Source organism: Pseudomonas sp. SDT291_1_S447 (genome assembly GCF_054070155.1).
On sequence record NZ_JBSVXS010000047.1, the window covers coordinates 26001 to 39012 of the forward strand.

Below are 13012 nucleotides of genomic sequence, written 5' to 3' on the forward strand. Positions count from 1 at the left end.
AACTGACACAACGCGATCGCGAGCAGGCTCACTCCTACAAGGGCGGTGCAAACCTTCTATCATGCAGGGAACTCGGCCACCCGCGTTGTGGCCCAAGGCTCAGCTCTTTCATCAGGATGCACACATGCAGGTAGAAAGCTTTTTCGAATGGCTCGGCCAGGCGCTCGGTTCGATCATCCGCTTTATCGTTGATGGCCTCAGTGGTTTGTTCAACATTCTGAGCAATGCCGGCGGCAACTTTGTCGACGGTCTGGCGAAGACGCTGGGCATGGACACCTCGATCATCAGCATCATCGCGCTGATCGTTGGCCTGATGTTGTTGTGGTCGGCGATTCGCGCGTTCATGAATGCGTCGATCATTGCCGGGATCATCTGGTTGTTGCTGGGGTTGTGGTTGCTTAGCTGGATTATTCACTAGGCCTTATAAGAGCCCCTCACCCTAACCCTCTCCCGGAGGGAGAGGGGACTGAATGGGGGATATTCAAGAGCTACACCGACTTGAGCGAGCTTCAGCGAATCCATAATCGGCACATTCTCTCAGGTCGATGGATGACGCAAGACACCTCGGTCGGCTCCCTCTCCCTCTGGGAGAGGGCTGGGGTGAGGGTGGCTTCTATCGCTACAATGCCGCTCCCCAAGGAGCCCGCATGTCCACTCTGATCGCCGACTGGCGCGACCGCCCAACGCACCGCAAGGTCTGGGCACTCGCTGCGCCGATGATTCTTTCCAATATTTCCGTACCGCTGGTGGCGCTGGTCGACAGCACCGTCATCGGCCACTTGCCCCACGCCCACCAATTGGGCGCGGTGGCGGTCGGCGCCAGCCTCTATACCTTTCTCGCCTGGGCCATGGGTTTTCTGCGCATGGGTACCACCGGATTTGCCGCGCAGGCCGCGGGGCGCAGCGACGGCGCGGCGTTGCGGCAGATTCTGTTGCAAGGTTTGCTGCTGGCGATGGGACTGGCACTGGTGCTTGGCACGTTGGGTGTGCCGCTGAGCGGGGTCGCGCTGCACTTCATGCAACCGTCGGCGGAGCTGGATCAGCTCACCCGGGATTTCTTCCACACGCGGTTGTTCGGCCTGCCAGCGGCGCTGGCCAGTTATGCGCTGGTCGGCTGGTTTCTCGGCACGCAGAACGCCCGGGCGCCGCTGGCGATTCTGCTGAGCACCAACCTGATCAACATCGTCCTTAATCTGTGGTTCGTAATCGGCCTGGACTGGGGCGTGGTCGGTTCGGCGCGGGCCTCGGTGATCGCTGAATGGAGCGGTGCCCTGCTCGGCCTGTGGCTGACCCGCAAAGCGCTGCGGGCCTATCCGGGGCACATTGTCTGGGGGACATTGAGGGTTTGGCAGAGCTGGCGCCCACTGCTGGCGGTCAACCGCGACATATTCATCCGCAGTCTGGCGCTGCAATCGGTATTTTTTCTGATCACCGTGCAAGGCGCACGACTGGGTGATGCCACGGTTGCCGCCAATGCGCTATTGCTCAATGGCTTGCTGCTGACGGCCCATGCCCTGGACGGTCTGGCCCACGCCGTCGAGGCCTTGTGCGGGCACGCCATCGGTGCCCGTGATCGCCTGGGCTTGCGCCGATCACTGGTAGTCGCCGGTGGCTGGTCACTGATCGCGAGCCTCGGCTTTGCCCTGTTGTTTGTACTGGCCGGGCACTTGTTCATCGAGATGCAGACCAACATCCAGAGCGTGCGCGATACCGCGTTCACTTACCTGCCCTACCTTGCCGTTTTGCCGTTGATTGCGGTCTGGAGCTACCTGCTCGACGGCCTGTTCATCGGCGCCACCCGCGCGCGGGAAATGCGCAACGGCATGCTCATCTCGGTGGTATTGCTCATGCCTTTTGCCTGGGCACTGCAAGGTCTGGGCAATCACGGTCTGTGGATAACATTTCTTTTATTCATGGTGCTGCGCAGCCTGACCCTCGGAGCGCAAGCCTGGTGGCTCAAACGCAATGACGGCTGGTTCAACGGCGCCGCTCACTGAATCGGTGTGTGCTCGATGAAACCGACCACTTGATCGAGCACTGGCGCCAGTCCCCGCAGTGGCCTCGACAGCGTCGCCACCAACGTAATGTGACTGGGCCGCGAATAGTAAAGATCCTGCACCGACACCCCGACCTCGCGCATTTTTCGCGCCAGGCCCGCGGTGTTGCGCGCCGGGTCGACCAGATCATCCCTGCTCGCGGCGATGAGCAGCGCGGGGGGCGCACTGCGACTGACGTGGTTGATCGGCTGTGATTGCGGCGGTGAAAGCGGCCAGAAGAACACTGGACGCACATCAGGATTCTCGATCGGCAGAAAATCGTAGGGCCCGGCCAGACCGATCCAGCCGCGCAGATCCTTGGGAGACATTCCGACCGCGCCAAGCAGATTGGCGTCCAGGGCCAGCATTGCCGCGTTGTATCCACCAGAGCTGTGCCCCATCAGATACATCCGTTGTGCATTGCCGGAAAACTCGCGAATGTGCGTTCGGGTCCATGCCACCGCTCGCGCGCTGTCCTCAAGAAACAGCGGATAACGCACCTGCGGATATAACCGGTAGTCCGCCACCACCGCGACAATTCCGCGAGACGCCAGCGCCTCGCCGACAAAGGTGTAGTCGTCGCGCGACCCACTGTTCCAACTGCCGCCGTAGAAAAACACCACCACCGGCGCACCGGCCAATGCGTGACGTGGTACGTAGACATCAAGCTTCTGCCGGGGATCGTCGCCATAAGCGATACCCGTGGTCTTGTCGTACGTTTGACTGGGGGTCAGCGCATTGAGCACTTTCACTGGCGAGCAGGCGCTCAGCGCCAACATTAGAAGAGCGCCGAGCATCAAGCCGAGCCCCTTGCGAAAAAAACCTGCCATAGGCGCCGAACCTCACTTCAAGTTTGATCGCCGCGCCACTGACGTCGCACATGTTCAAGCCGTTCCTGCTGAGTCAAGCCCTCCGGTGGCGGCACCAGCACGGCTCGCGGATGCAGCAAGCGTAGCCATAACCAGGCGTCGAGCACCGAGCGATCGCTGAATCCCAACGCCAGGCCTTGTTGAACATGGGAGGCCATCGCCGCGTAGTCGGTTCCCAGCGATTGACACCAGCGCCAGATATGCTGCTCCAACAAACAGGTTTGCAGGCGTTCGCGCTGACGGCGAGTGAGGCTCTCCTCGACGCTCAGTGGCTCGACAGCCAGCCCCGGATTGCGCAACTGCTGCCAGCCCTGACTGCCGATAGCACGGTCGGCCCACGTCCCGCCGAACCAGCGCAACTGGCGGATCGGCCCGAGCCAGCGACTCAGGTCTGCGGCATCACAGGCGTCGAAAAAATAGCTCGCGGTCTGACGGTTGTAATAACTGAGCAAAGCCCGATGACTCAGCCCGAAAGAGACCGTGAGCATGCACTGCAAATGACTCAGCAGATCCTGCGCCGATGCCTCGCTCGCGAGCAACAACCCGCGCCAGGTGTCCGGATCGCTGTAACACAACGACGCCAGTGCCGGACAACCGCGCAAGTCGACCAGCACCGGGCCGTATTCACAAACCGGTGCAAACTCAGTGCCGTCGAACAACCAGAACCGCTGCGCATCGGCGAATCCCTGGCGCAAAATCGTCAATGCCCGCGTCGCATCCGGGCCATCGAGCAGCAACCACTGCGCCATCGGCTCGCGCGCCGCGCCACTCATGTTGCGCCGCTCTGTTCAAGCGCGGTCACTAGCCGACAACTGCACACGGCTTGCGAGCAGTGGCTGAAACTGCCGCCGCCGGGGATCAGGCACAACAGCAATAACGGTTCGCCAGAGGCCAGCAGTTGCTGCAAGCCTTGACTCACCAGCCTGTCCGGTAACGCTGGCTCATCGCTGATGTCCGCCCCAGCGACCGACGGCTGTAGCACGCCGCTGATCATCGGCTGATCCGGATCGCCTTCAAAGAAACTCACCACCACTTCGACACCCTCGCTCAGTGCTAACAAAGGCGCGTCGACCAGGGCTGGTGCAAGTGGCAGCCAGCAATGACTCGGCGCCGCCCCTTCGCCCTGATAAAGCCAGTCGAACTGCACCGCCACAGGCCTGAAGCAGTCGGGCTGCGGCTCGTCCACCGTCACAACCCAGGCCCGTTGCAGGCTGTGCATGCGCAGTCGTGTCGGCACAGTGGCCGGCAGGCACGAAGGCAGTTGCAGTGTCGCAAACAGACGGTTGGCATAAGGAAGGTCGAGCGATGGATCAGCGCTGTGCTCGATACGGGTCAGCAACCAATGGCGATTGCACTCGGCAAAAGGGTGCCCGGCCAATCGCAGCCAATAACCGCTGCGTAACGCCGCGAGATGACTGCAGCCTTCGGCACTGTGTGCCGGCCTTGCGTCTGGCGGCGCGGACTGCAAGGTTTCCTGAAATTGCCAATGGCGCACGCCGAGGGACACGCTCTGACTATCGGGCTCGTCCCGATACAGCACGGTGCCAGCCAAGGGCAACTGCGTCGGATCATCACCGAATACCAGGCAATGCCGATCGGGCCCGTGTTCGAAAAAGTAGTGAATTCGCGCCTGTGCACACAAGCGCTGGAGCAGTTGCAGATCGGATTCGCGGTATTGCGTACAGAACGTGCGGACGGGGTAATCGCCGTGCAATTCGAAGCGGCGCTGAGCGCCGATAATTCCGTGCTCCCTGAGCACCTGCTCGATGATCTGTGGCACCGAACAGCCACTGAAGATGCGTTGGCTGATGCGCAAGTCGAGACAACCCAGTTTCGGCCCCAGACGGATCCGGCACAATCTTGAACCGTGCCCGTGTTCGTGCTGGACGAGGCTCTGCAATTGCCCGTGTACGCCCTCCCCCGACGCCCCGAAACACAGGAACGCCGAACGGTAAAGCAGGTCGGCAAGGTCCAGTTGCGGATCGTCGATCAACACATCGATTTCGAATGCAAAGGGCTCGCTCAGGGCTTCGCTACCGGTAAAGGCCAGGACTTCGAAAGGGTCGGACAGGCCCGCTACATCGAGACGAAACGAGGACTCGTTGGCTTGATCGAACATAGGCGGATCTCTACAGGAGGGGCGGTCGGGGATTCTCGCCGAGAGCCATGGCCGAGTAGAGAGCTGAAGTACAACTTAGGAAATGACCTACGCGAAAAGCAGACCGGATGACTTTGCTGGCCGGGACCGGCAAGCATTTCGCGAAGATTTTGGGATGTATCCCACCGGGTCATCTGAATTTTCCACAGCTAGTGGGAACATTTCAGACAACCCGGCGAGATCGCCACCTGACCTCAGGAAGACAGGTAGGAGGAACGGGTCAGGCCCAGACGCAAGGCATCGAGGAATTGTGTGCGCTCGCTGGCACTGATGCGGGCACTGGCGCACTTGTCGCGGTAGTGAGTCATCAGTTCTTCCGGCGACAAGTGCACGTAACGCAGCATGTCTTCGATGGTGTCGTGGGTCTCGATGCCGGCGTGGTAAACACTGCCATCGGCGTTCTGGTAGATGTTCACCGAGTCGGTATCACCGAACAGGTTGTGCATGTCGCCGAGGATTTCCTGATAGGCGCCCACGAGGAACACGCCCAGAAGGTAGTCTTCGCCTTCATTCAAACCGTGTACTGGCAGGCTGGTTTCGATGCTCTGCTCGTCGACGTACTGGTTGATCTTGCCGTCGGAGTCGCAGGTCAGATCCTGCAGCACCGCGCGGCGCAGCGGCTCTTCATCGAGACGGTGCAGCGGGATGATCGGCAGCACCTGATCGATCGCCCAAGTGTCCGGCAGGCTCTGGAATACCGAGAAGTTGCAGATGTACTTGTCGGCCAGCTTGTCGTTGAGCTCGTCGAGCACCTGGCGGTGCGAACGTTGACGCGCTTTCAGCGAGTTGTGCAGGCGACGGCACACAGCGAAGTAGCACTGCTCGGCCAGGGCTTTTTCAGCCAGGGTCAGTTTGCCGTCGGCGTACTGCGCAGCCACGTCGCTCATGTAGTGCGTCGCGCGCCAGTAGGTTTCGGTGACCATTTCGATGTCGGTCGGGCCGAGCAGGTCAACCAGCCATTGCACGGTTTCCGGCAGCGCTTCCTTGTTCTCGATCTGCGGGATTTCGTCGTTGTGTTTCTCGACGTCGGTCACCTGCACCACCAGCATCGCGTGGTGCGCGGTCAGCGAACGGCCGCTCTCGGAGAAGATGTGCGGATGCGGCAGGCTCTGCGCGTCGCAGAACTCCTTGAGCATGCCGACCACGACACCGGCGTAATCGTCCATGTCGTAATTGATCGAGCTGGCGTTGCGCGAGTGCGTGCCGTCGTAGTCAACACCCAGACCGCCACCGACGTCGATGTGATCGACCGGCAGGCCGAGGTTGCGCAGCTCACCGTAGTAACGAATCGCTTCTTTGAAACCGTGCTGATAGTCAGCCAGGTTGGCAATCTGCGAACCCATGTGGAAGTGCAGCAGGCGAATGCCTTGATCCAGGCCCGCCGCGCGGAAGCGCTCGACCACCGAGAGCAGTTGCGCCGCCGACAGACCGAACTTGGATTTCTCACCGCCGGTGTCCGCCCACTTCGACGACGCCAGCGACGACAGACGCACGCGCAGGCCGACCTGTGGCTTGACCTTCAGCGAGGCGGCCTCTTCGATCACCAGACCGACTTCGGATTCTTTCTCGATCACAATGAAGACGTTGTGGCCGAGCTTTTGGCCCATCAGCGCCAGACGGATGAACTCGCGATCCTTGTAACCGTTGCAGACGATGGTGCCGCCCTTCGGTGCCAGCGCCAGCACGGCCAGCAGCTCAGGCTTGGAGCCGGCTTCAAGACCGATGGAAACATCCTGAGTGGCGATGATGTTCTCGATCACCGCTTCTTGCTGGTTAACCTTGATCGGGTACAGCGCGGTGTATTTGCTCTGGTATTCCAGGCGCTCGATGTTCGAATCGAAGGCACCGGTCAACTGGCGGACACGGTCTTGCAGGATATCGGGGAAACGAACCAGCAACGGCAAGGACAAACCGCTTTTGCGCAGTTGGTCGACTTGCTCGAACAGGTCGATAGGCGAGCTGCTCGGTCCGTTCGGACGAACTTCGACGCGACCGGCGTCATTGATCGCGAAATACCCGGCCCCCCAATGGCGAATCCCGTAAACACTGCGGCTGTCCGCAACTGTCCATTGGCTGCCATCGTCTTTGCGTGTGCGTCGTACGGACATCGAAGTCCCCTATAAAGAAGTCATAGTGCGTCGCCTGATCTCAGGTCGGCGCATTCTAAAGAATGAAAATGACGGTTCGTCAGCGCGGCGGTAGACCGCGCTGACCGCGTGGAGTTTAGAAACCGGTTATGAACAGGCTCTGTGAAAACCATGGAGACGACGCCGGATCTGAACTGCTTCAGCGCCGGATCAAGCCGCAGGTGGGTTTCACAGAGGCTGCTAGCCGCCGGACTTCTTCGCTTTGAAACCGTGCTTGATCAGCTCAGCCAAGAGTAGCTCGACATGATCGCCCTGGATTTCGATGATGCCGTCTTTCAACGCCCCGCCGGTGCCGCAACGTTTCTTCAACGTTGTCGCCAACTCTTTGAGCGCGTCTTCAGCCAATGGCACGCCGGTGATGGTGGTCACCGTCTTGCCGCCACGGCCCTTGCTCTCACGTCGCACGCGGGCAATGCCGTCGCCGGCCGGGATCACGGTTTGTTTGCAGATACAGGCGTCCACCGGCTTGCTGCATTCCGGGCAATGACGACCTGCGTCGGTGGAAAATACCAGGCCGCCCAAGGCGGCGAAGGATGCGGCTTTTTTGGCCACCGGCAATCCTCTTGGGAGGACAAAGACTGATCGCAACCTTGGGCAAGGTCAGCGACCGCGAAGCCCCACTCAGGCAGGGGCAGCGCTACTGCACCGGATGCTTCAATAAAAGCAGGACGGTGCAGCTTGAAAAGGTCGCGCAGTGTAACGGCAAAAAACCCAATTGCTAAGTGCCAATCGGCGCCAATTTATGTGTTCTTTGCGACGTCGCTTTGCTGCGCCTTCAGATAGCGCTTCAACGCCGCCAGAGAGTCCGGGCAATAAGGCTTTTGCTGGATTTCCTGCATGACCTGCTCGACCGGAATAAAGCGTGCTTCCAGCACTTCTTCAGGCTGCAGTTTGAGCGGGCCGTCCCATACAGCGGAAAACGCCGAACACCAAAGACGATTGCCGGTGTCTTCGAAGTAGAAATGATCATGGGCTGTCAGCTCTACGCCGCTGACGCCCAATTCCTCTTCCAGTTCACGGGCCGCCGACTCGGCATAGCTCTCGTCCGCCTGCACCATGCCGCCTGCCGCAACATCCCAATAGCCGGGATAAATCGCCTTGCTCAACGTGCGCCGATGTACACAAAGGTCGCCGGCGGAATTGAACAACATGATGTACGTGCCACGGCCGATCAGCCCACGCTCGCGCAAATCCGCGCGCACCAGAGCGCCGAGCAGGTTGTCCTGCTCGTCGACCCAGGCGATCTGTTCGGCATCGGAGGCGGCGCGATGGGCCGCCTCTTTGGCGTTCTGGCTCATGAATCAGCCCTGATTGAGCAGTTGACGCAAATCGATCACAGCAGCGTTGGCACGGGAAATATAGTTGGCCATGACCAGCGAGTGGTTGGCCAGCACGCCGAAGCCACTGCCGTTAAGAATCATAGGACTCCAGACCGGTTCCTGCGAGGCTTCCAGCTCACGAATGATCTGACGCACGCTGACGGTGGCGTTCTTCTTCGCCAGCACATCGGCGAAGTCGACTTCGATGGCGCGCAACAGGTGCGACAGCGCCCAGGCCTGACCACGTGCTTCGTAGAACACGTTGTCGATCTGCATCCACGGGGTCTCGACGACCTCTTCGTCAACCTGCGGCACTTCGCCGATGGCCGGCACTTCGGTTTTCAGTGCAGTGTTGAGTTTGACCCGGCCAACACTGGCCGACAGGCGTTGCGACAGCGAACCGAGACGGGTGCCAACATCGCCGAGCCAGTTGTTCAGGTTGTCGGCGCGGGCATAGAACAGCGCGTTTTTCTGGGTTGGATCAGACAGGCGCGCCTGATAGCGGCTCAGCGAGTTGATGCCCTCCTGATATTCCGACTCACTCGACGGCAGGATCCAGCTCTTGTTGTCGAAGTTGAAGCGCGGTTCGGCTTTGGCCAGATCGGCATCTTCCGCCGACTGCGACTGCGAACGGGCGAAGTCTTTGCGCAGGGCACGGGTCAGGTCACGCACCTGCACCAGTACGCCGTATTCCCAGCTTGGCGTGTTGTCCATCCACAGACCTGGCGGGAAGCGGTCGTTGGAAATGTAGCCGCCCGGCTTGTCGAGCAAGGTGCCGGCAACGGTCTTCAGGGTTTCGACCGTGGTGTAGCCGATCACCATCTGCTTGCCTTCTTTCTCGGCAGCTACCTGAGCGTTTTGCGCAACCGGAAACAGCGCCGGCTCCTGGCTCCAGTACCAGCCAAGGCCAATGGTCACCAGCAGATAAATGCCGATCAGCGTGGCCAATGCACGGCTGAACAGCACCCCACCGACATAGCTGCGGGTGGCCGACTTGGGCTCGGCGGCACGTTCAGGCGCGCTGCCCGCGCGGTTTTTCCAGTCCAGCATGGCGATATCCTTTCAAATCTTGGGTTCAACGGTTCGACCACAACCATACAACAACGTGCCAAGGCCGGGCACCCGCCGTAGGAGTTATCCGGAAAAAAGCAGCCCGGTGTTGCCAGTGAGCGTAAGGATAGACGCCGAATCAGGCTCCAAAGATCTTCATTAATAGATGCTTAGATTTGTCCAGTACATGTTGGCGCTACACAATCGAATCAATATCCAGCTGAAACGGCGCGCCAACGGCATGCCCACCGGTCATTGCGGCAATAGCGGCATCGTGGTCTTCGGCGGCTGGCGGAATCATCGCCAGTTGTTCCTGAACGAGGTTTTCCGGGTGAGCGTTCCAGCGCAGCAGGTTTTCCTGCACCCACTCGGGCTGGTTGGCGTAGCTGCCGTAAACGTCGGCTTCGGTGACCCGCTGGCTGCGCAGGGCGACCAGGCGGTCATGGGTCATTTTGATTTTGTCTATTTCATTGTTGAGAACCGTGACCTTGTGGTTTCTTTCCTCGTGGCGGACATAGGCGCTGGGGTGGGCCCGGATCTCGCGCTCAACGGCACGCAGTTGCTTTCTGATATTTTCCAATGCGCCGCTGACCCATTCGAACTCCCGGGGTGTGACCAAAGAGCGTTTGTGCTGCTGGGCCTCTTGCCAGCGGCGCAGGCTTGCCCAGCAGCCGGGGATGTAGCTGCCGACCATCGAGTGATCGCCTGCCGCGAAGAGCTGCTTCAGAAAAGAGCCGCGCTTGGGCAAGCCATTGATATTTCGCAAGGCTTCGGCACAGCCGTGATCGTTGATGATGCTGCAGCCCGGCTGCCAGAGAATGGAGGATTGGTGTTCCTTGCCAAACACTACGGGCATGAAATGGCGCAGCGCCCCGTGATGGCCGTAATCGTCACCAAAGAAGTTGGTCATTCCCCAGACAAGCAAGGCAAAACCGGCGGCCGGGGTAATAACCAGCACTGCACCGTTGGCGATATACATTGGCATTGGCTTGGCGAAAGTGTTCATCCATGTGGCGGGTACGCTCGGAACCGGGTCGTTCTGATTGACGACGCGGTGGTGGATCAGCGGTTGTGCGCTATTGATGAAAGTGGTGTCGCCGGCGCGAGGGGCGCCGTAGGTGTAGAGAACGATGTCGGGGTCGAAACGCTTATCACGGCGCAGCATTTCGGACAGTATCAAAGCCACTGCACCGCCCAGGCTATGCCCGGTGATCAGCAGCTTTTGCCCGCTGTAGAACTTATCCAGATAGGTCACGATAAAGGGGTATGCCGCCAGAGCCCCACCGTAGAAACCTCGGTGTACTTTGCCTTCGCCTTCTTCGAACGGAACCTGATAGGCATCGCCATCACGCAGGCCGTCAGGCCATATTTCACTGGTGCCGCGCACGCTGATGAGGATCAGCTCGTCGTGGTGGCAGATGAAGGCTTGTGTGTCCGTGCTCTGGACCTGTTGGCGATCATCAAAAAAGTGCAGCTTGGCCGGGTGCTCCTGTTGATCGCCCAAGTCCGGGTTGTTTACCTCTGGATAGAGCGATGGATCGAACGGCACCACTTCCAGACGTTTCGAGTAAGGGACCTCCTCATACAAGGGGTAGTACTTCTTCGTTTGCAGGGCATCGACTTTCCACACTTCATCAAACTGCGGCAGGGCATGGCCAAACCAGTTGCCGCTACTGGGCTGCAAGGGGAAGCTCACACTGTCGGTCTTGACCGGTTGTGTGTTGGGCTCCTGTCCGAAGTCGGTGTAACTCAGGGTCGCCATCAAAGACAGTTGATAGAGGTTGAGTGCGCAGAACTCATTGCTCGTCGACAACATCGGGCGCAACGCCCTCATGGGGCGCACCTCGAGCACATGATGCTTGTTAGGCAGCAAGGCAATGCCTTGGGGTTTGGGCGGCGGCGGGGAAAAGCCCAACTCCACCGTGGCCAGTTGTCCCTGGCTGAAGATCGCGCTCGCCCCTTTGTCCGGCAAATTTTCATCAACTTGCGCAAAGGATCTGGTTTTTGGCGCGGATCGCATAAGTGCGTGAACCACCATATTCGGCGGATCACTACGCTGGGCCAAGGGCGGCAAGTGCGCTACATGCTTGACAAGTTCGCTGACCTCAACCTGGTAATAGGCAGCGTTTGCGGCAAGGTCTTTTGCAGGATTGGCTTGGGTGCGTACACCTGATTTGTTGAAGAACCGGGTTTTTTCGGCGCGCACCTGGAGTTCGGTGATGGGGAGGGGGTAGTGTTTCCTGCGAGTCAACTCGCTGTAATCATCATTTCGTCCTTGATATGAATGAGTGAGCTTGAGTACCACCGGCCCACAATAATGGTTTTTCACATTTCCGGACCCCTTAGCGTCCAGTTTGCCCGCGTAAACGGAGCCCTCGTAATCAATGACTTCGTAGGTCAACCCGGCGTAGGGTTTGCCATCGCCGAATTCGTCCACTAATTGAAAACTCGTCGAATGCCCGCGCCTTGGGCAGGCGTGGATGCTGCCTTGCATAAACTCTGCGACGTTTGGATCTAACGGTTCAATGCTCATGGGGTCTCATCCTTGTTTTCCGTGCAGCCGGGGTAGATGGTGCAAATTCGTTCGTCCACCATCCTGAAGGTGCTGAAGTCCTTGTGATTGCCGTAACAAAAAGCATGTTGATCTTCGAAGCCTTTTCCCATGCAACGCTTCCATCCATTTGGCTGCTTTACCCATGTGTCCCCCATGTAGGGCTCCTCCTCGTCGGACAACTTGATCTTCAGCCTTACCGTTTTGCCCGATAGCTGAGTCAGCGTGTACGCCGTGGAAGGCCGACCTCTACCGACTTTGCCTTGTGCATCCATTTTTTTGCAGGTGAGTATTTTTGTGATGTAGCGCTTTCGGCCAACCGTGCGGAACAGCCACTGGCACTCACCGAAAAACTCTCCGGTGTTGTCATCGCTGAAACTACCCATTTGTCGCTCCAACAGCTCGGGACGCACGGCAAACGAGGCGTAGTCATAGCCCAAATAGTCGCGTTTTTTGTCTCTGCCAATGACGCCAATGATCTTGATCTCCACATGGTTCAGCGCCAGCGGGCAGTCGCTTACGGTTCTGTAAAGGGGGACTACGGAGGTGCCTTCGTATTTCATGTTGGTTTTGTTGAACCCAAGTTGAGTGTCTCTTCCACCCGGTACGGAACACGTTTGTCCCTTCGCGGGAACATAGGTGGCAGTCAGGTCGTATTTGAAGTCAGGCGGAAAGTCAGGAACAAAGGTGAATGTGTTTGGCTTGCTGACAGCTGAACAACCCAAGGTCAAAACAAGGCAAGTGCTCAATGTCAGGCACTGAAAGACTCGTTTGAAGTGGGGGAAATACACCCGCGAATGCGGTGTCTTTTGATCCGTCATGGGGTTTCGTCCTTGTTTTCAGTGCAACCCGGATAAATAGTGCAGATCCGTTCATCCACCA

General features: G+C 59.0%; 11 protein-coding genes. 2 read left to right on the forward strand and 9 right to left on the reverse strand.

The window, feature by feature from the left end:
- The first annotated feature begins 124 nt into the window (after positions 1-124).
- Both ACW9IR_RS16295 and ACW9IR_RS16300 read left to right on the forward strand, forming a co-directional pair.
- Complete coding sequence (locus ACW9IR_RS16295) at positions 125-418, forward strand: hypothetical protein (RefSeq protein WP_064388791.1); 294 nt, start codon at positions 125-127, stop codon at positions 416-418.
- A 229-nt stretch (positions 419-647) separates the two neighbouring features.
- A complete protein-coding gene (locus ACW9IR_RS16300) occupies positions 648-1997 on the forward strand; it encodes an MATE family efflux transporter (RefSeq protein WP_150730314.1) in 1350 nt (449 codons plus the stop codon).
- Here the strand turns inward: ACW9IR_RS16300 and ACW9IR_RS16305 are convergent.
- From ACW9IR_RS16305 to ACW9IR_RS16345, 9 genes are all read right to left on the reverse strand, one after another.
- Positions 1991-2866 (reverse strand): alpha/beta hydrolase, encoded by an 876-nt coding sequence (locus ACW9IR_RS16305; protein WP_457464187.1) that lies wholly within the window; start codon positions 2864-2866, stop codon positions 1991-1993. The two genes, ACW9IR_RS16300 and ACW9IR_RS16305, sit on opposite strands and share 7 nt — an antisense overlap.
- 17 nt (positions 2867-2883) lie before the next feature.
- Positions 2884-3678 (reverse strand): DUF4123 domain-containing protein, encoded by a 795-nt coding sequence (locus tag ACW9IR_RS16310; protein WP_095121960.1) that lies wholly within the window; start codon positions 3676-3678, stop codon positions 2884-2886.
- Positions 3675-5024, reverse strand: coding sequence for a type VI secretion system Vgr family protein (locus ACW9IR_RS16315; RefSeq protein ID WP_102901630.1), 1350 nt, complete (start codon positions 5022-5024; stop codon positions 3675-3677). Before ACW9IR_RS16315 ends, ACW9IR_RS16310 begins: the two co-directional genes overlap by 4 nt.
- A gap of 233 nt (positions 5025-5257) precedes the next feature.
- A complete protein-coding gene (gene speA, locus ACW9IR_RS16320; protein WP_102901631.1) occupies positions 5258-7171 on the reverse strand; it encodes an arginine decarboxylase in 1914 nt (637 codons plus the stop codon).
- Between the two features lie 219 nt (positions 7172-7390).
- The gene (locus ACW9IR_RS16325; protein ID WP_007914613.1) at positions 7391-7762 is read right to left on the reverse strand and encodes a translation initiation factor Sui1; all 372 of its coding nucleotides are present in this window, start codon (positions 7760-7762) and stop codon (positions 7391-7393) included.
- A 188-nt stretch (positions 7763-7950) separates the two neighbouring features.
- Entirely contained in the window at positions 7951-8508 is a 558-nt protein-coding gene (locus ACW9IR_RS16330; RefSeq protein ID WP_102901632.1) for an NUDIX hydrolase, read from the reverse strand.
- A 3-nt stretch (positions 8509-8511) separates the two neighbouring features.
- Positions 8512-9579: a DUF2333 family protein gene (locus ACW9IR_RS16335; protein WP_102901633.1), complete on the reverse strand. Its 1068-nt coding sequence runs from the start codon at positions 9577-9579 to the stop codon at positions 8512-8514.
- A 196-nt stretch (positions 9580-9775) separates the two neighbouring features.
- A complete protein-coding gene (locus tag ACW9IR_RS16340; RefSeq protein ID WP_457464191.1) occupies positions 9776-12112 on the reverse strand; it encodes a lipase family protein in 2337 nt (778 codons plus the stop codon).
- Positions 12109-12951 (reverse strand): hypothetical protein, encoded by an 843-nt coding sequence (locus tag ACW9IR_RS16345; RefSeq protein ID WP_457464193.1) that lies wholly within the window; start codon positions 12949-12951, stop codon positions 12109-12111. Before ACW9IR_RS16345 ends, ACW9IR_RS16340 begins: the two co-directional genes overlap by 4 nt.
- Positions 12952-13012 lie beyond the last annotated feature (61 nt).

Coding starts and splice junctions, on each gene's coding strand:
- ACW9IR_RS16295 (WP_064388791.1), top strand. CDS start 125: ATGCAGGTAGAAAGCTTTTTCGAATGGCTCGGCCAGGCGCTCGGTTCG.
- ACW9IR_RS16300 (WP_150730314.1), top strand. CDS start 648: ATGTCCACTCTGATCGCCGACTGGCGCGACCGCCCAACGCACCGCAAG.
- ACW9IR_RS16305 (WP_457464187.1), bottom strand. CDS start 2,866: ATGGCAGGTTTTTTTCGCAAGGGGCTCGGCTTGATGCTCGGCGCTCTT.
- ACW9IR_RS16310 (WP_095121960.1), bottom strand. CDS start 3,678: ATGAGTGGCGCGGCGCGCGAGCCGATGGCGCAGTGGTTGCTGCTCGAT.
- ACW9IR_RS16315 (WP_102901630.1), bottom strand. CDS start 5,024: ATGTTCGATCAAGCCAACGAGTCCTCGTTTCGTCTCGATGTAGCGGGC.
- speA (WP_102901631.1), bottom strand. CDS start 7,171: ATGTCCGTACGACGCACACGCAAAGACGATGGCAGCCAATGGACAGTT.
- ACW9IR_RS16330 (WP_102901632.1), bottom strand. CDS start 8,508: ATGAGCCAGAACGCCAAAGAGGCGGCCCATCGCGCCGCCTCCGATGCC.
- ACW9IR_RS16335 (WP_102901633.1), bottom strand. CDS start 9,579: ATGCTGGACTGGAAAAACCGCGCGGGCAGCGCGCCTGAACGTGCCGCC.
- ACW9IR_RS16340 (WP_457464191.1), bottom strand. CDS start 12,112: ATGAGCATTGAACCGTTAGATCCAAACGTCGCAGAGTTTATGCAAGGC.
- ACW9IR_RS16345 (WP_457464193.1), bottom strand. CDS start 12,951: ATGACGGATCAAAAGACACCGCATTCGCGGGTGTATTTCCCCCACTTC.